Source organism: Gemmatimonadota bacterium, from assembly GCA_009841265.1.
Lineage (GTDB): Bacteria > JAAXHH01 > JAAXHH01 > JAAXHH01 > JAAXHH01 > JAAXHH01.
The window spans coordinates 65,325-88,767 of the sequence record VXMB01000014.1; the positions used below are offsets into that span (position 1 = coordinate 65,325).

A 23,443-nucleotide genomic window follows, 5' to 3' on the forward strand; every position below is an offset into this window, starting at 1 on the left:
ATAACGGAAGTACAAAGGAGGGTCAAGGTGTCGTAGAGGTCAGAAGCCCCGCATTCCCGTTACCCATTTCATCAGGCCCTCCGCGGGCAGGTCGGGTTTCAGTATGGGCGTCCTTGCTCCCAGGTTACGCAACAGGACCTCGGCAGCCTGGTAACCGCTGCGCACGGCGCTCTCCATGGTCGCCGGCCAGCCCGTCTGCACCCAGTCGCCGGCGATGGAGAAATTGGAAAGGGGACTGGTAGGGCCGGGCCGCAGCGCGTCGCAACCGGGCCGTGGCGCGAAGGTGGCCCGGCCCTCCTTGACGACGATGGCCTTGAGCAGTTTGGCCTGGCGTACGGCGGGCAGGAGGGATTCGAGATCTTCCATGGCCTGATCGATGATGACCTGCCGGGGCGTTTTCATCCAGTCGTCGGATGCGCTGACCACGAGGCCGAGATAGGCGCCGCCGTTATCCGCAGAGAAGGTACCGGCGTGCCGGCTGGACTGGTTGAATATCCACTGTATCCTCCGACCGATCACGGCGGCGTAGCCCAGTTCCGTCACGGGCCGGTCGAACCAGACGTGCACGGCCGTGATGGGCGAGACCGACAGCCCGTCCAGCATCGAGAAATAGGGATCCGAGGCCTGGCTTTTAGGAAGCAGCTTGCACAGGACGTCGAAAGGCAGGGCCGAAAGGTAGGCCTCGGCTTCGACGGACGAACCGTCCTGCAGCGAGATGGAAGCCACCTTGCCGTCGTGGACGGAAATGCCGGTAACCCCCCGGTTGAACACGACGCGGCCGCCCCGCTGCTCGATGTAGTCTATACAGGGCGCGTAAAGATCTCCCAGCGGAACGGCGGGCAGTCCCACCTCGTATCCGCTGCGATTGAGCAGCATGGCCCGGACGGCCGTTCCGACTCCGTAGTCGGCATCGATGTCGTCCAGTTCGTCATTGAGCGCGCTGATCAGGAAGGGTTTCCAGAAGGCTTCGACGGCTCGATTTGTTGCCCCGTGGGCCTCGAGCCAGTCGGCCATGGAAACCGGAGAAGGCTCCGTGCCGCGCGACGTTGCCGGTGAAGACTCCGCGCCCCGTGACGCTGCAGAGGCGGGCGCCGTTGCCGAAGCGGAAGCCGCCGCCGGGGCGGTCGCCACGGCCGGCTCGCCGGTTCTCCCTAGTCTCGCAACGTGACGAATCATGCCGGCCACGGTACGGACGATGGACAGCTTGTCCAGGATGCCCATGGTTTTTAGCCGCAGGAACGATGGAAACAGGTGGAGGGGCGGGGGGAGCGCCGAGGGCCCAATGACCGAGACCCGGCTGGACTCGTCGATGAACGGGATGTCCTCGTGGAAATCGATGTGTTCCGCGACGCCGAGGCGCGTGTAAAAGTCGAGGAGGTTGACGCAGCAGCCCAGGAGCACGTGCTGGCAGTTATCCACCCTTTCGCCGCTCGACGGGTGGATGAAGGAAGTGGCGCGGCCTCCCAGGATCGGACGCCTTTCGTACAGCTCGACCTGGAAGCCGGCATCGGCCATTGCGACCGCGCCGGCCAGTCCGGCCAGCCCTCCTCCGATGACGATTACCTGGGTCATACGCGTTTTCGGATCAGCGCCCGGGCCGTGATGGAGAGTTTCTTCCACGGAGACAGGCCGATGCGCTGGCTGTAGACGTCGTACTGGCGGCGGGGAATCTCTTCGAGACACGCCCGGTAGATGCCGATCATCGTCGCCAGGCACGCCCGGCTCGAAGGTTGTACGAGCGGGAGGAGCGGCAGCGCTTCGTCGTAGAAGCTCCTGGCGCGTTCCACCTGGAAACCCATCAGCCGCCGAAACGGGTCGTTAAACAGTCCGTTCCGCAGGTTCTCCTCCGGGTACCCGAAGGCGTCGAGATCCTCCTGCGGCAGGTAGACGCGGCCCATCCCGGCGTCTTCCCGGATGTCGCGGAGTATATTGGTCAGTTGAAAGGCGATGCCGCAGGATTCGGCGTACCGCTCGGCTTCTTCGCCCCGGTAACCGAAGATGCGTATGCACACCAGTCCGACGGCGGAAGCCACGCGGTAGCAGTACTGGTACAGGTCCGCGAAGGTGGCGTATCGTGTCACGGTAAGGTCCATTTCCGCGCCGTCGATAATGGCGTCGAAGTACGCCCTGGGGATGTCGAACCGCCGCACCGTGTCGCTGAACGCCAGCAACATGCCGTCTCCGGCCGGCGTTCCGCCCGGTGTCCCGCCAAAGGCACTGTCGTCTCCGTCGTAAGCGCTGTCCAGGATCTCGCGACAGACCTTCAGCAGGGATTGTCGGTCCGCCGTCCCGGCGTCGCTGGTTTCGGTGGCCGTCCCGGTCTCCCCGGTTGCGCCGTCCGTCCCGGTCTCCCCGGCCTCCTCGTCGACGATATCGTCACAGTAGCGCATGAAGGCGTAGACCGCGCACATGGCCCGCCTTTTTTCGGCCGGCAGGACGAGGAAAGAATAGTAAAAGTTCTTCGCCCTCGATTTCGCGACTGCGCGGCAGAAATCATAGGAACGTTCTAGCGAATCCATAGTCGTTTCAATGCGTATTTAAGAAAAAGACCGGCCTTCCGGGCGGATGACAGGGTGGGGCGCCGGGACAGCACGTCGAAACGCCGTCTTTCGATCTGGTCCAGCAGGGCGGAACCGCATCGGTTGAACAGTTCGATGTCCAGCCCGACCCTTGCGTCCACCATCCCGCACAGTCCGAGCCCCTCGTCGAACAGCTTGCGCGTCCGGTTCACCTGGTACGACATCAGTCCCCTGAACCGCTCGTCGACGACTCCGGCCTCCAGGTCCTCTTCGGTGTACTGGTACCGGTCCAGATCCTCCAGGGGCATGTATATCCGGCCCTTTTCCAGGTCTACCCGCACATCCTGCCAGAAATTGGCCAGTTGGAGCGCGGTGCACGTGGCGTCGGACAGCAACTGGCGTTCCCTGTCCCGGTAGCCGCACAGGTAGAGCACGAGACGGCCTACGGGATTGGCGGAGTAACGACAGTATTCGAGCACGTCCGCGTAGGTCCTGTAACGCGTCACGACCTGGTCCTGTCGGAACGCGGTCAGCAGGTCCCTGAACGGGGCAATCGGTATTTCGAACCGGTCGATCGTTTCCCGGAGTGCGATGAACACCGGATGACGGAATTCGTTATCGTAACAGGCCTGCAATTCGGCGTCCCACCAGTCGAGCAGCTCGAGGGACAGGCCGGTGTCTCCGGTCTCGTCGGCGAGGTCGTCGGACCACCGGCAGTAGGCGTAGACATGGTAGAAGTGCCGCCGGAGCGTGGTGGGCAGAAAGGGGGAAACGACGATAAAATTCTCGTAGTGCCGGCGCGCGAGGTGGCTGCAGTACCGGTGTGCGGACTCCAGGGAGTCGTCCCCGGGGCCGGGCAGCGCGTCGAGCGCGAGATCGTTGAACCGAAGTACGGCTTCCGGCAGATAGTCGGGTAACTGGGACATGAATATGACGCGGAAAGACCGTCTGCCGGACCGTATTGTCCGCCTGGTCCGCCTGATCTGTCGGCCAGCCTGGACCGCCTGGAACGCGCGGTCCGCGCAGCCCACCTGGTCCGCGCGGACCGCTTAGACCGCCTGATTCGCTCGCCGCCTTACCCGCCGCTGCAGGCGAATTCCAGTACGAGTTCCTCTTCGAGGCGGTACTCGATGAGGTCCTTGATGGTTGCGATTTTCAGATGATGCTCGTCGGCGATTTCGACCAACCGGGGAAGACGTGCCATGGAGCCGTCCTCGTCCAGCACCTCGCACAGGACCCCCGCCGGGTAGAGACCGGCAAGCCGCATCATGTCGACCGTGGCCTCGGTGTGGCCGTCCCTTTCCAGCACGCCGCCATCCCGTGCCTGCAACGGGAAGAGGTGCCCCGGCCGTTCGAAGTCCTCCGGCGTCGTATCCTGCTCCACGAACAGACGGGCGCTTTTTGCCCGGTCATGGGCGGATATGCCGGACGTCACGCCGTTTATGGCATCCACGGATACCGTGAAGGGCGTGTCCGCTGTCGACGTTTTCCCATCGACCATGATGGGGATGTCCAGCTCTGCAAGCCGCTGTTTCGTGGTGGGCAGACAGATCAACCCCCGTCCGTGCATCGACATGAAGTTGATGATTTCGGGTGTAACCTTCTCGGCGGCTACCATGAAATCGCCTTCGTTCTCACGGTTTTCGTCATCGATGACGATCAGCACCCGTCCTGCTCTCACTTCTTCCACGGCCTCTGGAATGGTGCAGAAATGGGATAACATTTCGCTTACCCCCTCTTCTAAGGTGTAATTAAATACGAGCGGCGCGGTCTCACAATCGGATTCGCAAGTGGATGAGTTTTCAGGAAGAACGCGCCGTCCGCCGTGCCTCGGTGGAAAATTAGACATATGCTCATATGGGGATTATATTCATATCAAATATGAATTGCATGAGGTCCCCGTGAGTATTCTGTGAGGAACGTATGAATCACCCGTTTTTTTCTTCGAAATCCACCCATTGAGCCCCGAATGACCCAACAGACCGCCGCCAAAGGCTTCCGTTTCGACGACTTCGTGCTGGACATCCAGAACCGCCAGTTCCGCCGGAAACACGCCGTGCTGCCTTTGAGTTCCAGGTATTTCGACGTACTGGTGCTGCTGGTATCCAATGCGGGGCAGCTTGTGGAGAAGAACCGCATCTTCGACGAAGTCTGGGAAGACGTGATCGTCAGCGATACGGCGCTGACCCAGTGTATAAAGTCGATCCGGAAACAGTTGGAGGATGACGCGTCGAATCCCCGTTACGTCAAGACGGTGCCGAAGCATGGGTACGTCTTCATCGGCGAAGCGGTGGAGATCGTGGATGAACCGTCCCCGCAGGCGGCCAAAGACAAGCCGACCCGTCCGTACAAGTTCCTCGACTACTACACCGAAAACGACCAGGGCCTCTTCTTCGGACGCGAGGAGGAGATCGAGAACATCTGCTCCCGCATCCTTGCCCGGCGCTCGTTTCTCCTCTACGGCCGTTCCGGCGTCGGAAAGAGTTCGATCCTCCGGGCCGGTGTCATCCCCCGGTTGCATGACCAGGGCCATCGAACGTGTATCATCCGGAGTTTCACCGATCCACTGCAGCACATGCAGCGGATGGTCCGGCGGCTCGTAACGGACAACGGAGCGGGCGGCTTCGCTGAGGACGGTGTTTCTCTGCAGGAACTGCTGCGCCGGAACTGGCCCGGCCCCGCGTCCCGGATCGTCGTCATGCTGGACCAGTTCGAAGAATTCTTTCTCCTGCTCGATGAACAGGGCCGGGAAGCGTTCGTCGAAGAACTCGCCGTGATCATGGAAGACGATGCGCTGCCCCTGCAGTTCGTCTTCGTGATGCGGGAAGACATGCTCGCGGAGATGAGCCGGCTCAAACCGGCGGTCCCGGAGATATTTCATCATGAATACCGGCTCAGCCGATTGACCTCCGAACAGGCCGCACAGGCCATCACGGGTCCCGCCTGGCGGGTCGGCTGCCGGTTCGAAGACGCGCTCGTCGACCGCCTGCTGGAGGATCTCTCCGACGAGAACTCCGTCGATCCGCCACACCTGCAGATCGTGTGCGATACGCTATACGATCAACGCAATACGAAAAACCTGATCACGGAATCGGCCTACGACCAACTGGGCGGCGCTTCGCAGATCCTGGCCGACTATCTCGCCAGGGTCCTCCGCCGGTTTTCGGCGGCCGACCTGTCCGTGGTGCAGCAGGTGCTCCTGGCGCTCATCTCTGCAGAGGAGCGGCTCATCGTCGTGCGGGAGGCCGAACTGGCTACGCGGATCCAGGCCGGCGACCGGTACGACGCCGACACCCTCGGAACGCTGCTCGGGGAACTGGTCGACGCCCGTATCGTCCGGCGCAGGAACCAGGAAGGGGAAGGGTGGCTGGAACTCGCCCACGAATGCATGATTCCGGAGGTGTCCCGCTGGCTGACCGGCAGCGTTTACGAAGCGAAGCAGGCACGGAGCCTGCTCGAACGGTCGGTGGAGAATTACAGGACCTACCAGCTCATCATGGACCGCGAAAGCCTGGACCTGCTTGCGCCGTACCTGGAGGAAATCGGCGTCTCCGGCGACGAAGCGTACCTGCTCTGCATCAGCCTGCTCAACCGGGACCGGCCCGTGCCGGCCTGGCTGGTTGAAAAGGTCCCGGATGCGGTGAACGTGATTCTGGAGGCCATGTACAACGATCGCCGGGAAGTCCGCAAGCGGGCGGTGGAGTCATCCCGGCCCGTGCGTTGCGCGGCACTGAACAACCGGCTCCGGAACCTCGCGTTGCGGGATCCCATGCTGAGCGTGCGCCGGGCGGCCAGTATCGAATTGGCGGACTGGTTCGGTTCGGCCGTGGAATCGATACTGACCCGACCCACGGGCAACGAGTCCGTCAGCCGCCTCCAGCGGGCGGTCAGCCTGGCCTTCCTGCGGGAACAGAACCGGTCGGTCAAGCTCTCCCGGCTGTACCGGGTCATGGTGATGGTCGGTTTCGTATTGATGCGCCTGCAACAGGGTGGGATCGACATCATGCAGCAAGGCATCGGCGGTACGTTCGGCGGCGCCGTGTCCGGCCTGTTCGGCGGACTTCTCCTCGGAACCGCCCTGGCCGCCGTCAGTTCCGGCCTGTCGTCGGAGGCGCTTACGCCCATTTTCGTCCTGGCGGGCCTGGGCTTGTTCGGCGGGGCATTCGGAGGTGCGGGCGTGTCCTTCGGCATGGTCGCGCTGCGGCGCGTATCCGGAAAATACGGCCGGTGGCTAGGCGTACCGGGTGGCGCGTTGGGCGGCGGCATGGTGGGCGCGGCGTTCAGCCTGTACAGTGCCGATACCATTCAGACCCTGTTCGGCCGGCAACCCGCGAGCCTGACCGGCGGTCTCGAAGGCGCCTTCATCGGCGCGGGCGTGGCCCTCGGACCGGTTGTCACGTACTATCTGGCCAGGCGGCCCGGGCAGTGGCGAAGCCTGTTCTACATCGTCTTCGGCGCGCTGGGCGGCATGATCGCCAGCATCGTCCTGACCGTGATGGGCGGCAACATGTTCACGGCCAGCCTGGAAACCCTGCGGCAGTCCTTCGACGCGTCGCAAATCCGGCTCGAAACCATCGCGACGATCTTCGGGGAAGGCGAATTCGGCCGCACCACCCAGGTCGCCCTGGGCGCCCTGGAGGGACTGCTCTTCGGTGGGGGCGTTACGGCCGGCATCGAGATCTTCACGCGCTCGAGGGAGCGCGTCGAAGGGCGGTTCGGCAAGGGCGGGTAGGCGTGCGCGCAAGGCGAGGCGCGAGAAGGGAACGATGAACCGTGGAGCATCGTAAGGAAGGCGCCGGTCTTCCCGGCGAATTCGAGGTGATCCGGCGTATCGGGCAAGGGCTGCCGGAGCCGGATCCGAGCGTCCTGTTGGGGGTCGGCGATGACGCCGCGGCCATAACTCCCGCGCCCGGCATGACGACCCTTCTGACGACCGACACCTTCGTGGAAGGCGTGGACTTCGACCTGGACTTCTCGTCCTGGCGGCAGATCGGATGGAAGTGCATGGCCGCCAATTTCAGCGATATCGCGGCCATGGGCGGTGTGCCCCGGCACGCGCTGACGACCCTCTGCCTTCCGTCCCATCGCTCCATGGAAGACGTGGAGGCGCTGTACGCGGGGATTCACGAACTGGCCAGGCACGCGGGCCATCCCGTGTCCATCGTCGGAGGCGATCTGAGTTCGACGGACGGGCCGACCGTCATCTCCATCACGGTGAGCGGAGAAGCCGCGGTGGAACACATCACGCGGCGCAGCGGCGCTCGGGCGGGAGACATCCTGTGCGTGACCGGCCACCTGGGCGCGAGCGAGACCGGCCTTCGCCTGCTTCGTGCGGCACGGGAGCAGCCGGCCGCGGAGAGCCCGGCAACGGACCGGTTCGAAGGCGTGTTGCGCCGCCACCGCACCCCCGTTCCCAGGGTCCGTGAAGGCGTTTTGCTGGCTGAAAGCGGGTGGGTCCGCGCCATGATCGACGTGAGCGACGGGCTCAGTTCAGACGCCCTGCACGTGGGTCGTGACAGCAGGGTAGGGTTGAACCTGGATGGAAACGCCCTGCCCATCGCGGAGGAAACCAGGCGGGCCATGGAGGAGCTTCGGCTCGATCCCGTCGGGACGGCCCTGGAGAGCGGTGAGGAATTCGAGTTGCTGTGCGCCGTTGCGCCGGAGGGGGTGGAGCGCCTGGCGGCCGAACTCGCGGAGCGTACCGGAACGCCGATGACCCCCATTGGCGAATGCCTGTCCGCCGACCGGGGATGGGCCATTACGGATCACAACGGATCCCGGCCCCTGCACCCAAAGGGGTACGAACACTTCAGCGGCTGACGTCAGCGGATGACTTAAAAGGCTGGCGGCTAGATTTCTATTTCTACGGCTTCTTCGGTCACCCGGACGGGGAAGCAGGTGAGGTTTTCGTAGGCCGGAGGCGACAGGACGTCGCCCGTGGTCACATCGAAAGACGCGCCGTGGAACGGACACCAGAGGTCGGTGCCGTCCAGTTCCCCTTCGCTCAGGGGCGCGCCCATGTGGGGGCAGAAATTGTCGGCGGCATAGTACTTCCCGTCCACGTTGCAGAGGACGATCTCCTTCCCGCTGATCGAGACCATCTTCATCTGGCCCGGACTCAGCTCATCCAGCTCCGCCGCCTTGACGTATCCCATGTGCGCTTGCTCCCTGGTCAGCCCGGTATGACGATCCGTTGACCGATTTGCAGCCGCCTGGCCTGCACATCGGGGTTTGCCCGCATGAGGGCAGCGAGGGTAACCTTGAAGGCCCGGGCGATCCGCGCCAGCGTATCCCCCGACCGGATGTTGTAGGTCACCGCACCGCTTATACCGCTTCCGTTTCCCGACAGGCGAAGTACCTGGCCGGGGTGGATGAGGTCTCCACGCAACCCGTTGGCCAGCTTCAGCGCGACGACGGATGTCCCGTAATACCGGGCGATGCGGGTCAGCGAGTCGCCGCGCCGCACGGTGTGTGTAGCGGCGTCCCTCGGCGTACCGTAAGAAGCCGTCTGCCCTGCCCATTGCTGTCCACCGTAGTTCCTTCCGGGTACGCGGAGGAGCTGGCCGACGCGGATCAGGCTGCCCCGGATCCGGTTCATGCTCCGCAGTCTGCTGACCGAGGTCCGGAATCTAACGGCGATGTGGCCCAGTGTATCACCCCGCCGCACGCGGTACCTGCGAACCTCGGGAGGGGGCTTGAAATTCGATTCAGGAAGCTCGTCGAGACTGCCGAGCAGGGTCGAACCCGCGCCCAGGGGTACGCGCAGCGAAAATCCGGTGGGCGGCGTCACGCCGTACCGGATGTCGGTGTTCAGCGTCTTGAGATCGTCCTGCGGCATGGCGAGCAGGTCGGCTACATGCTGCAGCGCAACCGACTTTTCGACGCGCACTTCTTCGAAGAGGTAGGGGTCGTGGGTGTCCGGCAATTCGACGCCGTATTTCTCCGGGTTCTCGATGATATGGAGCACCGCGAGGAACTTGGGTACGTAATTCCGGGTCTCCCTGGGCAGCCGCATTTTCCAGTAATCCCGGTTCCCCGTCCGGTTGATCTCGCGGAGCACCCGGTTTTCACCACAGTTGTAGGCCGCCATGGCGAGAAACCAGTCGTCGAACATGGTGTACAGGTCGCCCAGGTAGGCGAGAGCCGCCGGGGTGGCCTTGTGGGGATCAAAGCGGTCGTCTACCCAGCCGGACCGCTGGAGTCCGTACCGCTTCCCCGTATCGTAGACGAACTGCCACATGCCCGCCGCGGACGCCCACGAGAAGGCCCTGGGCTTGAAGCCGCTTTCGACGATGGGAAGCCATTGCAGCTCCGGCGGCATTCCCCTGGCGGACAGTTCTTCGCGGATCATCGGGATGTAGCGCCCGGACCGCTGGTACGCGGTCTTGAGTATGTTCAGGCTTCGGTCTTTGAGAAACAGATTGATCTGTTGCGTGACGCGACGGTTGAGTACCCTGGGGATCGAACCCCGGACTTCGGCGGTGGCGCGGCGCCTTGCCTGAATACGGTCCACCAGCGGTCCCAGCTTCCTGAGGAGATCGGCCTGCGCGGGGGTGGCCGCGTGCTTCTGGTCGTCGCTCAGCAGGACGAGCAGTTCAAGCACTTCATCGACCGCGGCGCGTGCGGCCGTGGTGTCGGATCGCTCCAGCGCCGTGAGGGCCGCGTCATAACGCATCCTGGCGTCGGCAAGCAGGCTGGCCGGGTCTTTCATCGCCAGGGAATCGGCCGGAGCGACATGATCGAGGGTAAGATCCGGGTCGGGCGGTTCTTCCACCGCGACGGTATTGCCGGCGGTATCCGCCGTCCCGGTCGGAGGCGTGGTGCGCGCACCCGGTTCAAGGGTCCGGGGGGCGGCGCAACCGACGACGAATACAAGGCCTATGAGCGGGAGGTGTCTAATCATATCCGTTTCATCGATTCAGATACCGATATAGCTGCCGGACGTCGATCTACCACCCCGGCAACTGCCTCCAAAGCCACCTGAAATATATGGTCAACCTACGGGGAGGCAAGGGCTTTTGAAAAAAAGTATGTTTCGTCAGGACGCCTCGCACTCGGCAAGCGCCCGGTCTATTTCCTCGACAACCCACGGATCTACTTCGGTCTTCCGCGCTTTCTCCAGTTCCGCCAGCGCCCTGTCGCCGCCGACGTTTCCCAGCGCCCAGGCCGCATGGCCCCGGACCAGCGGTTCGTCGTCACCCAGCGAATCGGCGAGGGCGGGAACCGCCCCGGGATCCTTCGTGTTGCCCAGGGCTACGGCGGCGTTCCGCAGCAGGCCGCGCCGCTTCGTCCGTTTAACAGGACTGCCCTTGAACCGGGTCCTGAACGCCTCCGGCGTCAACCCCAGCATTTCAATGAGGTCCGGCATTTCGTTCCAGGGACGGGCCACGAAGGCCGGATCGCCGGTTTCGGGCGCGCTGCGGTTCCAGGGACAGACATCCTGGCAGTCGTCGCACCCGAACACGCGGTCTCCCATCGCCGCGCGGTACTCCAGGGGAATGGCGCCCTTCAATTCTATGGTGTGGTAGGAAATGCAGCGGCGCGAATCGACCACGTAGGGCTCGACGATGGCGTCCGTGGGACAGGCTTCGAGGCACAGGGTGCACGTGCCGCAGTGATCGGCCGCGGGCCGGTCCGAATCCAGTTCGATGTCGAGGAGGATCTCCCCGATCAGGAGCCACGAACCCACGCGCTTGTGGATAAGGTTGGTGTGCTTCCCGAACCACCCCAGGCCGGCGCGGACGGCGAACTCGCGCTCCAGCACGGGCCCCGTGTCCACGTATACCTTCCCTTCCACGGGCCGGCCGGCCCGGTCCTGCACGAACCGAAGCAGCGCCAGCAGCTTCTCTTTAATCACGTCATGGTAATCGTCGCCCCGGGCGTACCGGGCGATTTTTCCGCGGGGGGTGGCGCCGAGCGAGCCGTGGGGCGTGCGGCACGGTGTACTTTCGGGGGAGTCTTCGGGTGTGCTGCCCGGCGAGCGGTCCGGTGTGTCTTCGGGCGTACCGGCCTGCATGCCGGAGCCGGGATCCGGGTCCGGACACCGGTAGTTCATGGCGACCACGACGAGGGACCGGGCGTTGGGCAGGATTTTCCGAGGATCCTGCCGCTTCTCGATCTGGCGGCGCAGGTAGGCCATCTCGCCGGCCAGGCCCTGTTCGACCCATTCGGCGTAGTAATCCCCGTGGCGGGGTGGATCGGCCGACGTTACGCCGGCAAGATCGAATCCGAGCGATGCGGCATGCGCCTTGATTTCTTCGGTAAGAGACACGGGAATCCGCCGCGCGGCGTGGTTATCCCGCCGCCTGTCCGCTGGACGCCGGAGCATGACGCCGGTTCCGGTTTCGTCCGTACGATCTTCGACGTCCGCCGTGCTGCTGGTCGTCCCGCTTATTCGTCATCCTGTGGGCGATCTTTTCCCGGATGACGGTCACCTTGATGTGCCCGGGATAGGTCAGGTCGTTGCGGATCTTCTGGGAGATCTCGGAAGCCAGCGTGTGCGTCTGGTCGTCGTCCACCTGGTCCGGACGGACCATGACCCGGATCTCGCGGCCGGCGTTGATGGCGTAGGCGTCGGCCACCCCGTCGAAGGCACGGGCGAGTTCTTCCAGTTCCACTACCCTGCGGACATAGTCTTCGGGATCGTTCCGGCGGGCGCCGGGCCGGGCACCGGAAATGGCGTCCGCCGCGGCGACCAGAAAGGTGATCGGCGAGGTGATTTCCTCGTTCTCGTCGTTGTGATGGGCGATGATGGCGTTCTTGACTTCCTCGGGTTCGCCGTACTTTTCCGCGAAGGCCAGGCCGATTTCCGGGTGGGATCCCTCCATCTCGTGGTCCAGGGCCTTGCCGACGTCGTGCAGGAGTCCGCAGCGCCGGGCGAGCAGTTCGTCCAGGCCGATCTCGGTGGCCATCATGCCGGTGAGGAACGCCACCTCCTTTGAGTGATCCAAAGCGTTCTGCCCGTAACTGGAACGGAACCGCAGCCGGCCGACCAGTTTCATCATCTCGGGGTGCATCGATTTCAGTTTGAGCTCGTTGACGGCCTGCTGTCCCTCCGTGAGCAGGCGGCTGTCGATCTGTTCCCGTGCTCGCCCGATAATTTCCTCTATGCGGCTCTGGGTGATCTTCCCGTTGGATACGAGATCCGCCATGGCCGTCCGGGCGATTTCCCGGCGAATGGGATCGAAACAGGAGATGACCACGGCTTCGGGCGTATCGTCTACCATTACCTTGACTTCGCTGGCCGCCTCGAAAGTCCGGATGTTGCGGCCGTCTTTCCCGATGATACGGGCTTTTATCTGGTCGTTGGGCAGGGGAACCACCGCGACGCTGGTCTGCGTGGACTGATCCACCGCGCACCGGCTGATCGCCAGCGTAACGATCTTTCTCGCTTCACGGTTGGCATTGGTCTGCGCGGTTTTGAGAATGTCCCTCACCTGGTGCTCGGCTTCCTGCTTCACGTCGCGGATGAGTTCGCCGTGGAGCTGCTGCTTGGCTTCCTCGGAGGTCAGCCGGGCCAGGGACTCCAGCCGGTTGCGGTATTCCGAGGCCGATTCCTTCAGGCGGACTTCCTGCGCGTTCAGCCTCTCTTCCGACTTTTCCAGTTCGTCTTCCCGCAGGCTGGTCTGATCTTCGCGGTCCTTCAGGTTGTCATACCGCTGCTCGCACTCCTTCTCCCGGTCCATCATATCCTGCTCCTGGCTCACCAGGGCGGACTGCCTTCTGTTGATTTCCTCCTCCTGGGCCTCCCGCGCGTCGTGCCATTTTCGCTTTTCCTCCAGCATCTCCGCCCGGCGCTGCACTTCCATTTCCTTGAAAAGGCGCTGGGCGCGCTTCTGGGCCTTCTCCTCCATTTCGCCGGCTTTGCTGCGCCGCCAGAGCATGCCGATGACCAGCCCGACGAGACCGGAAAACACGGTCAGCACGGCCAGGGGCAGCAATAACCCGTTCAGGTTTTCCAATGGGAATTCCATACAACACCCCCTGCGATAGAGCAGCTTATCCCTTTAGTGGCATCGAGCGCGGTGACGTCGAGCGCGGTGACGTCGAGCGCAGTGGCGTCGAGCCCGGGATTAATGTCGATAAGCTGGCCGCCGGACCGGAGCGTTACCGGGTCGGCTTTCGCCGGCAGGGGCGTTATGCTTACGGGTGAGGAAGGGTTGGCACCCGCATCTTTCGAACCGTTCCACCGAAGGGGCGTTTATGCGCGTATTCCCGACGATCTGCCGTCAAGCGTTTGCAGTGATATCCGCTTAAGAAAGTTCCTTCGCCTTCCGGCGCCGGGAAAGTGCGTGCATAATTCATCACAGTAAAATCTGAAGTTGAACTGATTCTGATTCCACCTGTTCGCCAGGAACGGTGTCGGTCATGCGCTTTGCTTGTGAAATCCGTGTTCCAATGCGCCCGTTCTTCCTCCCGAGCGCCCCCATCCTGCTTATCGAGTTACCCAATCAGGTCTTACATTATATAGCTACCGGTGCATCATCCGGGTTGTCGTTCTTCGAACTGCGACGCGGCTATGCGGGCCGTTCGCGTGTGCCTGGTTTACGTCCGAATCGATCCGGCAGGAAGAGGATGATCGTCCCCAGCATGAGCAGCGCCGTACCGATCCATACCCAGTTAACTAATGGATTAATGTAGACCTTAAATGTAGCTACGTCAAGCGTTTCGTTCAGTTCCGCCAGGACTACGTACAGGTCCTCATTCACCGTCGACCAGATGGAAACTTCCGAAGTCACCTGGTCCTGTATGGGGTAGAGACGCTTCTCCGGGGCCATCATCACGACGGGCTCGCCGTCCACGGAAAGGCGGAGCATGCCGGCGTAGGACACGTACTCGCCCATGTTGGTCTCGGTGAGGGAATCGAAGTCCAGCGTGTAGTTCTTGATCTGGAACGACTCGCCCTCCCGGACTGCGAAATTCTCCTCCCGGTCGAACGCCTTTCCCGTGAAGCCCACGAAGAGGAGCACGATGGCGATGTGGACGACGTAACCGCCGTACCGGCGCTTGTAGCTCATGACCAGGCGGTAGAACGCCGCGGGCCAGGATTCTTCGTTCGTCGATCGGCGTGCGCGGGCACCGCGGTAGAACTCCAGACCGATGGCGCCGACCACGAAGGCGCACATGCTGAAGGAAAGCACGGCGTAGACGTGCCGGATGCCGAAGGCGAGCAGGATGGCGGCCGCGGCGAGGAAGCAGGCTATGGGAATGGAGAAATGCCGCTTCAGGCTCTGCACGGACGTCTTTCGCCAGGCGAAGAGCGGACCCGCGCCCGTGAGGAAGAGCAGGAAAATGCCCAGGGGCACGTTGATCTGGTTGAAGTACGGCGCGCTCACCGTGATCTTCTCCCCGCTGACCGCCTCGGAAAGCACGGGGAATATGGTGCCCCACAGGATGGCGAAGCACACGCCGACGAGAGCCAGGTTGTTCAGCAGGAAGCTGCTTTCCCGCGAAACGAAGGAGTCGAGTTCGCTGCGTGCCTTCAGGGCGTTGCGCCGGCTGATCAGGAGTCCGAAGGACAACACCATCGAGACGATGACGAAACCCAGGAACATGGGGCCGATGCCCGAAGTGGTGAAGGAATGGACCGATGAGACGACCCCGCTCCGCGTGAGAAAGGTGCCGAAGTAGACCAGGCCGAAGGTCAGGATGATCAGGATGAAGTTCCAGATCTTCAGCATGCCCTTCTTCTCCTGGATCATCACGGAATGGAGAAAGGCCGTGATGGTCAGCCAGGGCATGAGCGCCGCGTTCTCCACGGGGTCCCAGGCCCAGTAACCGCCCCATCCCAGCTCGACGTAGGCCCACCGGCCACCCAGCATCAGACCGAAACCGAGAAAGAACCAGGCGTAGAGGGTCCATCTGCGGATCGTCCGGATCCACGTGTCGCCCAGTTCCCCCGTGATCAGCGCGGCAATGGCGAAGGCGAAGGGGACCACGGTCCCCACGTAGCCCTGGTAGAGGATGGGCGGGTGGATGATCATGAGCGGCATCTGCAGTACCGGGTTCAGGCCGCGGCCCTCGGCGGGCACGAAGGGCAGCAGTTCGAAGGGATCGGCCATGAAGACGAGCAGGGCGATGAAGAACAGGACCACTGACATCATCACCGCGTGGACGTAGGGGATCAGCGTCTGGTTCCGGTCCCGGTTCGTCAGGTGCACCACCAGCGCGAAGAGGGCCAGGGTCCATACCCACAGGAGCAGGGAGCCCTTCTGCCCGGCCCACATCGCGGTGACGCGGTAGAACTCAGGCAGGGTGCTGCTGGTGTAGGAGGCGACGTACTCCACCTGGAAGTTGCCCGTGTACAGGTGGTATATCAGCACGATGGACGACAGGGTCAGCAGGCCGAAGGTGGCGAGGACGCCGTGGGCTCCGCTGGCGATCATCTGCGGGTTCCGCGCCCGGGCGCCGACCACGCTGGTTACGCCGCCGTAGGCTGCCGTCATGAAGGCGAGCAGGAGGCTGAAGTATCCGATATCGTTCATTTACGGACTCGTGTTCTTCTTTCCACTTCGATGTTTCCTTCGCCGGTTATCCTCCCGACAAGGACCTCGGTCGCCAGTCCGACGAAGAGGCCGTTCTCCAGGATGCCGGGTACGTTGTTGAGCACGCGCTCCATCTCACCGGAGTCGTCGATCCCGTCGAAACGGGCGTCCACCACCATGTTCCCCTGGTCCGTAATGACCGGACCATCCTTGTGGGCCGCCATCCGAAGCACGGGTTCTGCGCCCAGCGTTTCGACCGCGCGCATGACGGGCTGGACGGCCATGGGCAGGACTTCCAGCGGCACGGGGCTTTGCGTGCCAAGCCGTTCGACCAGTTTCGATTCGTCCACGATGACGATGAACCGCTCGGCCATGCCGTCCACGATCTTCTCGCGCAGGTGGGCGGCGCCCCGGCCCTTGATCAGGTTCATCGCGGGATCGACCTCGTCCGCGCCGTCCACAGCGATGTCGACCCGGTCCACGTCGTCCAGCGTGCCCGTCGGAATGCCGTTCCCGCGGGCCAGCACCGACGCGTCGAAGGACGTGGGTATGCCGACGATATCCAGCTGCTCCTCGCGCACGCGCCGTCCCAGTTCCTCGATCATGAACTCCGCCGTCGATCCGGTGCCCAGTCCGACCACGTCGCCCGGGCCGACCATACGGGCGGCTTCGATACCGACGGTCCTCTTCATGTCTCGGGTCAGGTTTTCGGATGACATGTACTGGTTTCCGGGTCTCGATCCGGCTATATGACAGCGTCCAAAGATAAGCCGGATTGCCCGTTCAAGTCAACTGATTCCGGTTCCTTAAGCGCACGTATCCGGAAGTTTGCGCGTATGGCAGAAAGGGATGGCCGGCGTAAGATCGGGCCGTGGGCCGGAGATGCGGGCCGGCGGCGCGAACCGGCCCGGCAGAAGTATGGAGCCGCCGGCGTGTCGTGAGTCGTGGGACGGCCCGTGCTTCAGCGGGAACTGCGGCGGAAGGTCATCTGGTTTCCGCTGGGAAAGAAGATGGTCAGGAGATCATCCTCTATCGTGATGGTGCACGGTTCGGCGGGCGCGTCTTCGGCATCCGCCGGCCTCACCCTCATCGAAAGCTCGCTGGCCTCGAAACCGTCGACGGCGTGGCCGCCGGAGAGGTTGTACAGGTGGCGGAAAGTCAGCTTGTCCCCTTCCAGCGTGTAGGTGCCGCCCTCGCCGGATCCCCTCCGCGGGCCCTCGTCGGTCACGATGAAGAAGAGGACCGACCAGTCTTTTTCGGTGAAGGCGATCAGGCCGGTCACCTCGTGGACCGGTCCGGATTTGAGCCGGTACGATTCCGGTTTCCAGGCGCCCCGGATATCGAGCGACCCGGCCTCGGACTGCGGGCTGGCGGCCGCGTCGTCGATCGTGCTCGCGTCGTCGATCGTGCTCGCGGCCGTCGAAGCCGGGCTGGCGTCCGCAGCGGCGGCGCCCGGAAAGGCGGCACTCAGCATGACGGTGCCCAGTATGACGGCGCTCAGCATGACGGCGCCCGGTACCAGAAATACGGTCAGGATGAAAGTTGTTTTCCAGCGCATGTTTTCCTCACGGTTTTCCGGCCGGGTCGACGCCCGCCCGCTTCAGGTAATCTCCGATGTATTCGAGGAGGTCGGCCTGGGCGTTCCCCCGGTCCTGGAAACGCCTCAGGAGGTCCTCGACCATCGGGGCGATTTCCAACGGGACGTCAAGTGACCTCCCGAGCTCGACGCCCAGGTGCATGTCCTTCACCCCCAGGTCGACGGCGGAATACAGTGACTGGTCGTCCAGGAAACGGGTCAGGCACCGCTCCATCATCCGGCTCTGGCCCATGCTCGGCCGGATGGCGTCGATCAACTTACGCGGATCGATGCCCGCCCGCGCGCCTATGGCCATCCCTTCGCAGGCGCCGATGAAATTGATGAACATCATGAGATTGTTCACCAGCTTGGTCGCGACGCCGCTGCCGGTATCCCCCATGCGGACGACCGTTTCGCCCACGGCGCGCAAGAGGGGTTCGTACCGGTCGAACACCGCCTGCGGGCCGCCGACGAACACAGTCAGGGTCGCGTCCCTGGCGCCGAATACCCCGCCGCTGACAGGCGCGTCGAGCACGTCGATTCCCCGTGCCGCGCCTTCCCGGGTGATGCGCCGGATGAGTTCCGGTTCGCCGGTGCTCGTGTCGATAAAGACCGTATCGCTGGCAAGCCCTTCGAACACGCCGTCCTCGCCCAGGACGACCTTTTCCACCGCGGCGGGACCGGGGAGCGAGGTAAGGACCGCGTCGGCGTCCGAGGCCGCCTCGCGGGGAGACGAAGCCCAGGAAGCCCCGGCGTCCAGCAGGTTATCGGCCTTTTCCTGTTCAAGGTCGTGGACGCGCAGGGCGTGTCCGGCGCGCAGGAGGCTGGCAGCCATGGGGTTGCCCATGTTGCCCAGCCCGATGAATCCTACTTTCATGGGCTGTCCTAACGCGTTTCGTCGATGGTCGGGAAGTCACCCGGTATGGTGATCTCGATGACTTCGAAATCGTCGGAGTATTCCATCAACTCATGTGCGACGCCGGGCGCCTGGTACCACGCGTCGCCCGCGGTCACCTCGATCTCGCCCACGTCCGCCAGTTCGATGCGCGCCCAGCCCTTGAGCAGGTAGTTCATCTGGAACTCGAGTTCGTGGGAATGATAGCCGATGGGGCCGTCGCAGGACTGGGCGGCCCGGATGACGTGGGCCATCACCCGGCCTTCGGTGGCGGACTTCATGCCCAGATCACGGTACACGAAATAGGGCCGCAGGCCCTTGACCCAGTCCGCGCCGTCCGCGTGTGCCGCGAAGGACTTGGAAGTGTTCTCAGCCATGGTGGTTCTCCTTTTTATTGGAAACGACAGCTATTGACGACAGAGAAGCGCGACAGTTTGACAGAGGCGGGCGACAGACGTCGGGATTCTGTCCCAAACGTCGTCAGGGCGTGCCCCGCCGCTCACCCAGACGGTATCAGGGCGTGCCCCGCCGCTCGCCGCCATCCATGTAGACGGCGGTACCGAAGACATAGGAACAGGGCTCGGACGCGAGAAAAGTCGCCACGGCGGCGATCTCCTCCGGTTCCGCGATGCGGCCGGCGGGAAGCCGCTCGCCGGCTTCGCGAAGCAGGTCCTCGACGCCGCGGCCCTGTCGGTCGGCCTCCACCTGCTGCAGGTCCCGGGCTCGCTGGGTGTTCGTCATGCCGGGACAAATGGCATTGACCAGGATGCCGTCGCCGGATACCGCGTCCGTCAGGGCCCGTGTACAGTTGAGGACGGAGATGTTGGCCAGGCTCAAGGGAATGTTGCCGCGTCCGGGGCTCGTTCCCGCGCTGCCGGCGATATGGACGATGCGCCCCCACCGGTTCTCCTGCATGTACGGGATCACCAGCTGCGCCATCCTCAGGTATCCGTGGGCCTTGAGCACCATCCCCTCGTCGATCTGTTCCGTGGGAAGTTCCAGGATGTCGCCTCCCCGGGCCGCCCCGGCGCAGTTGACGAGGATGTCGATACCACCGAAGGCGTCGGCGGTTTCAAGGACCACCCTGCGGCAGTCGTCCAGCGAGGTCAGGTCGGCGGTGACCGCGTGTCCTTCTCCGCCCGCCGCTTCGATTTCCCGGATCACCTCGTCCAGCAGGTCCCGGTTTCGGGCCGTGACGCACACGCGCGCGCCTTCCCGGGCCAGGGCCAGCGTGCAGCAACGCCCGATGCCCCGGCTGGCGCCGGTGACGATTGCTCTTTTACCACGGATTTTCAGGTCCATGACTTCCGTTTCCGAACTGATCGAGTTGCCGCCGCCCGCGGTTCGGCCGGCGGCGGATCGATCACAACCCCAGCAGGTGAACGGCGTTCCCTCCCAGGATAGCGGTGCGGTCTTCTTCGGACAGTTCCATCGCGTTGATGCTCTCGATCATCTTCGGCATGCTGCCGATCTGGTGGGGATAGTCGCTCCCGGCCAGGATACGATCGGCGCCGGCGAAACCCAGGGCGAAATGCAGCGCGTCCACGTCGAAATTGACCGTGTCGTAGTAGAATTGGTTCTTCAGGTAGACCGTGGGATGGTGTTCCAGGTTGGCGCGGCACTGCGGAAAGGCCTCGTAGCACCGGTCGAAGCGCTCGGCCAGGTAGGGTACGGCGCCGCCCAGGTGGCCCAGCACCCAGCGAATGTTCGGAAAGCGCTCCACCACGCCGCTGAAGAGCAGGCTGGCCGTGGCCAGGGTCGTATCCATGAGAAACCCCACCGCGGGCATGAGCATGTAGTCCTTCATGGCCTCCACGCCCAGGGGGAAGGTGGGATGGATGAAGACGGCCATTTCACGATCGTCCGCGATCTCGTACATGGGCCAGAAGCAAGGATCGCTGAGCGCCACGCCGTTGGCGTTGCTGTACACGCACGCCCCTTTGAGGCCCAGCGAACCGACGGCCCGCTCCAGTTCGGCGGCGCAGGCCTCCGGCTTGTTCAGCGGCAGCGTGGTCAGGGCCGGCAGGCGGTCCGGATGCGCCTGTTGTATCTCGGCGAATAGATCGTTGACCTTGCTGCTGAGTTCGGCGGACCGGTCCGGCGTCTCGATGAGCGTGCCCGGCGCCGTGAAGGTGATGACGTGCGTGTCGACGCCGGCCTCGTCCATGACCTCCAGGCGCACGTCCATGAGCCGGTGGCCGGGCACCAGGATGTTGTAGTCGCCGGGAGAGTGCAGGACCGGGTTGCCGTCTTCGTCGTCGGTCACCGTGTACGCGCTGGGTCCCTTCCGGATCTCCTCGACGTACCGGGGCGGATAGACGTGGTTGTGAAAATCGACGATGGGCATGGGGTGGGCCTGTCCTCTCCGCTCGCTTGCGTGTCAGCTCCCGTACAACGCGTTGAAGAGCAGCTTGAAGGTGCCGTGGGTCTGGTTGCGGAAATTGACCTGGAACCCGTAGAGTACGATGCGTCCTTCGCCGTGGCGCACACTGATCATGGCGGGCTTGCCGGCGATGTGTTCCTCGCCGATCAGCCACCCGCTCTCGAGCAGGTTATTTTCGGGATAGCCGGCGACCACCTCGTACCGGTCGTTGAAGTGTGACGGGTTGATCGAATACACGGGACTGCCGCGGTGCATGGCCAGGGCCCGCTCCGGCATTCCGTATCCCAGTCGGTGGGTGTTGTCGACCCGGATCCGCAGCATGGAACCGGGGCAGAAGAACGCGCTTTCCGGCAGTCCGGCCGTTACGTCGGTGATATGGAGGCCGAACTTCTCGATGGGAAGCTGGCACGCGCGGCCGACGGCCACGAGCGTACCGCCTTTCTCCACGAAGGTGCCGATGGCCTCGATTTCCGATTCACCCAGGGCGCTGCGGTACTTTTCGGGCTGGGGCACGGTCTTCAGGCGTCTTTCGATCTCCTGTTCCGTGCCGGCCATCATGTCCATCGTGTCGTCGGGCAGGATGAACGCGTCGCAGAGGTCGCTTAGATCGCCTTGGATATCGGCGTCCCGTACGGAGCGATAGGAAAAACCCGACTGTTCCAGCGTCATGCGGGTCCAGCCTTCGGGCATGTTGCCGCCCCAGTACCGCTGGTACATGGCGATGCGCGGCGGCCCGACGGGTTCGCCTTCCACCGGTGCTTCGAGGCGGTACCCGGCGGCGCCGGCAGCCCGAACGATTTCCTCGGACATCGCCTGGTCGATCCCGCTGACGATAAAGGCGCCGGGCGGCAAGGGTGGAATGGTCGACATGCCTTGGCCGCCCACGGAAAGGGAACCGGTGGCACGGCAGACTTCCGCACCCGCATCGAGAGCCGCGTTGACCGCGGCGAAGGCGGCGTTAAAACGGGGGTCGATGGCCATGCCGTGCGCGCCGTCGCCGGTCACCGCACCGTTCGCCGGCGCCGGTTCGGTCACGACGTCCAGGTTCAGGGCATCCTCGTCCAGGGCGGCGTGGGGCACTTCCGCCGGTTCCGCGCGGACGCCCATCATCTCCGCCAACGTGTCCGTCGTCGTGTCGAAGATCCTGGTGGGCGAGCCGTCGGCCTTGCGCGCCCAGGCGTCGTCCGGCCAGAATGTCTGCTCCAGCAGCGTCTTGATCACGCCGCGCTTGGGCTGGGCGTTGGATATGAACCAGGTACCCGCGGGATAGACCCTGCTTCCCACCGTCGCCCGGGTCCGGGTGCGCTGCACGTCGATGCCCTGGCGAAGCAGGGCGTTCACCAGGTGGGTCACGACGGCCGGATCGTGCTGGTCCGGGCGGATGAAGAAACCCGCGGAATCGTCATCCCGGCCCCTCTGGGTCTGGTGCAGGGCCTTCTGCACGGCGTTACGCAGCACCGTTTCCCGGCACCGGGCCGCAATGTCCATGATTCCCATGGCGGCGACGAGCTGCTGGTCCACCATGTCGCGCAACCGCCACCAGCCCCCCGGCCACGGATTCGGGAAATTGGTCTGCGGCTTGTAATGGGGCAGTGTGTGCAGGGTGTTTCCGTCCTCGCCCCTGAGCTGATGGGGATGCACGTAGAGGGGACTGGCCAGTTTCGCCTGGGCCGTTTCGGAAAGCAGGCTCGCGATGTTGTGGTAGTTGCCGAGCCAGTGAAATCCCATATGGTACCAGGCTGGGAACATGGCGCCGCTGATGACGCCCTGGTGACCCGCTTCCTCCAGCTTGTAGACCATGTGTGCCCCGTACCAGTTGATCTCGCGCCATACGAGCGGGTCGGCGTGGGGATGAATGGGTTCGCAATAGGGGCAGACGAACAGGCGGGGCTGATAGCCGCCCATTTCGTGGTGGTCCTGGAAGACGTGGGGATGCCAGTCCTGGAACATGATCCGGGCCATGTACTTCGATTCCACCAGGTTTAGCATGAAGGCGTCCCGGTTGTTGTCGTGTCCGCAGTACCGATGATACAGCCAGGGCAGGTCGCATCCCTCGTAGTCCGTGCCCAGGTGCTTGTTGTACCAGTCGGTCACCATGAGTTGCCCGTCGGGATTGAAGCAGGGCACCATCAGGAAGATTACGTTTTCCAGGATGTGCTTCGTGGCCTCGTCTTCGCCCGTCACCAGGTTGTAGGCAAGCTGGGGCGCCATCTGCGTCGCGGCGATTTCATTGGCGTGGAGGCTCATGGACTGGCAGACGATGACCTTGCCTTCCTGTACCAAGCCGTCGATTTCGGTATCGGAAAGGCCCCTCGGATCGGCGATCCGCCCGTTGACCTCCCGAAGCTCCTCCAGCCTGGCCTGGTTTTCCGCGGAGGTGATGATGGCCATCAGGAAGGGGTTACCCTCCGTCGTGGGACCCAGGTTGACCACGCGGATGTCCTCGCTCTGCTGGTTCAGCAGGTAGAAATACTCCGCGATGCGGTCCCAGCGGGCCATCTTGCGGTCGTCGCCGAGCCGGAAGCCGAAAAAGGATTCCGGCCGCTCAACGCGATCGGCCATGAAGCGCTCCTCCTGTCCGAGGTT

The 23,443-nt window shown here is 63.6% G+C and carries 18 protein-coding genes; 2 read left to right on the forward strand and 16 right to left on the reverse strand.

Features of this window, described 5'->3' with window-relative positions:
* Nucleotides 1-39: 39 nt before the first annotated feature.
* The 4 genes from F4X08_13005 to ribB form a co-directional block, all read right to left on the reverse strand.
* On the reverse strand, nt 40-1,572 hold the full coding sequence (locus F4X08_13005) for an NAD(P)-binding protein (GenBank protein MYD26720.1): 1,533 nt from the start codon (nt 1,570-1,572) through the stop codon (nt 40-42).
* Nucleotides 1,569-2,519, reverse strand: a complete 951-nt coding sequence (locus F4X08_13010) for a squalene/phytoene synthase family protein (protein ID MYD26721.1) — start codon at nt 2,517-2,519, stop codon at nt 1,569-1,571. The genes F4X08_13005 and F4X08_13010 overlap by 4 nt, the downstream gene beginning before the upstream one ends.
* The gene (gene hpnC, locus F4X08_13015) at nt 2,507-3,445 is read right to left on the reverse strand and encodes a squalene synthase HpnC (protein MYD26722.1); all 939 of its coding nucleotides are present in this window, start codon (nt 3,443-3,445) and stop codon (nt 2,507-2,509) included. The genes F4X08_13010 and hpnC overlap by 13 nt, the downstream gene beginning before the upstream one ends.
* 149 nt (nt 3,446-3,594) lie before the next feature.
* Nucleotides 3,595-4,242 carry a 3,4-dihydroxy-2-butanone-4-phosphate synthase gene (ribB, locus tag F4X08_13020; GenBank protein MYD26723.1) on the reverse strand — a complete coding sequence of 216 codons (648 nt, stop codon included), beginning with the start codon at nt 4,240-4,242 and terminating at the stop codon, nt 3,595-3,597.
* A 246-nt stretch (nt 4,243-4,488) separates the two neighbouring features.
* On the opposite strand from ribB, the gene F4X08_13025 reads away from it, so the two are divergent.
* Nucleotides 4,489-7,251, forward strand: a complete 2,763-nt coding sequence (locus F4X08_13025) for a hypothetical protein (GenBank protein ID MYD26724.1) — start codon at nt 4,489-4,491, stop codon at nt 7,249-7,251.
* 41 nt (nt 7,252-7,292) lie between these two features.
* Nucleotides 7,293-8,339, forward strand: coding sequence for a thiamine-phosphate kinase (gene thiL / locus F4X08_13030; GenBank protein ID MYD26725.1), 1,047 nt, complete (start codon nt 7,293-7,295; stop codon nt 8,337-8,339).
* Nucleotides 8,340-8,368: 29 nt separating this feature from the next.
* On the opposite strand, the gene F4X08_13035 is transcribed toward thiL, so the two are convergent.
* The 12 genes from F4X08_13035 to F4X08_13090 form a co-directional block, all read right to left on the reverse strand.
* Nucleotides 8,369-8,674, reverse strand: coding sequence for a non-heme iron oxygenase ferredoxin subunit (locus F4X08_13035; GenBank protein ID MYD26726.1), 306 nt, complete (start codon nt 8,672-8,674; stop codon nt 8,369-8,371).
* 17 nt (nt 8,675-8,691) lie between these two features.
* Complete coding sequence (locus F4X08_13040) at nt 8,692-10,422, reverse strand: LysM peptidoglycan-binding domain-containing protein (GenBank protein MYD26727.1); 1,731 nt, start codon at nt 10,420-10,422, stop codon at nt 8,692-8,694.
* Nucleotides 10,423-10,557: 135 nt separating this feature from the next.
* The gene (gene queG, locus F4X08_13045) at nt 10,558-11,847 is read right to left on the reverse strand and encodes a tRNA epoxyqueuosine(34) reductase QueG (protein MYD26728.1); all 1,290 of its coding nucleotides are present in this window, start codon (nt 11,845-11,847) and stop codon (nt 10,558-10,560) included.
* Nucleotides 11,813-13,492, reverse strand: a complete 1,680-nt coding sequence (rny, locus tag F4X08_13050; GenBank protein MYD26729.1) for a ribonuclease Y — start codon at nt 13,490-13,492, stop codon at nt 11,813-11,815. Before rny ends, queG begins: the two co-directional genes overlap by 35 nt.
* Before the next feature lie 543 nt (nt 13,493-14,035).
* The gene (locus tag F4X08_13055) at nt 14,036-16,003 is read right to left on the reverse strand and encodes a heme lyase CcmF/NrfE family subunit (GenBank protein ID MYD26730.1); all 1,968 of its coding nucleotides are present in this window, start codon (nt 16,001-16,003) and stop codon (nt 14,036-14,038) included.
* A complete protein-coding gene (gene rpiA / locus F4X08_13060) occupies nt 16,000-16,722 on the reverse strand; it encodes a ribose-5-phosphate isomerase RpiA (protein ID MYD26731.1) in 723 nt (240 codons plus the stop codon). The genes F4X08_13055 and rpiA overlap by 4 nt, the downstream gene beginning before the upstream one ends.
* A 242-nt stretch (nt 16,723-16,964) precedes the next feature.
* Complete coding sequence (locus tag F4X08_13065; protein MYD26732.1) at nt 16,965-17,561, reverse strand: hypothetical protein; 597 nt, start codon at nt 17,559-17,561, stop codon at nt 16,965-16,967.
* Between the two features lie 7 nt (nt 17,562-17,568).
* Nucleotides 17,569-18,456 (reverse strand): NAD(P)-dependent oxidoreductase, encoded by an 888-nt coding sequence (locus tag F4X08_13070; protein ID MYD26733.1) that lies wholly within the window; start codon nt 18,454-18,456, stop codon nt 17,569-17,571.
* 8 nt (nt 18,457-18,464) lie between these two features.
* Nucleotides 18,465-18,851, reverse strand: a complete 387-nt coding sequence (locus F4X08_13075; protein MYD26734.1) for a cupin — start codon at nt 18,849-18,851, stop codon at nt 18,465-18,467.
* 136 nt (nt 18,852-18,987) lie between these two features.
* Nucleotides 18,988-19,776, reverse strand: a complete 789-nt coding sequence (locus F4X08_13080) for an SDR family oxidoreductase (protein ID MYD26735.1) — start codon at nt 19,774-19,776, stop codon at nt 18,988-18,990.
* A gap of 61 nt (nt 19,777-19,837) precedes the next feature.
* Nucleotides 19,838-20,821: an amidohydrolase gene (locus tag F4X08_13085; protein MYD26736.1), complete on the reverse strand. Its 984-nt coding sequence runs from the start codon at nt 20,819-20,821 to the stop codon at nt 19,838-19,840.
* A gap of 33 nt (nt 20,822-20,854) precedes the next feature.
* Nucleotides 20,855-23,419, reverse strand: coding sequence for a peptidase M14 family protein (locus tag F4X08_13090; GenBank protein ID MYD26737.1), 2,565 nt, complete (start codon nt 23,417-23,419; stop codon nt 20,855-20,857).
* Nucleotides 23,420-23,443 lie beyond the last annotated feature (24 nt).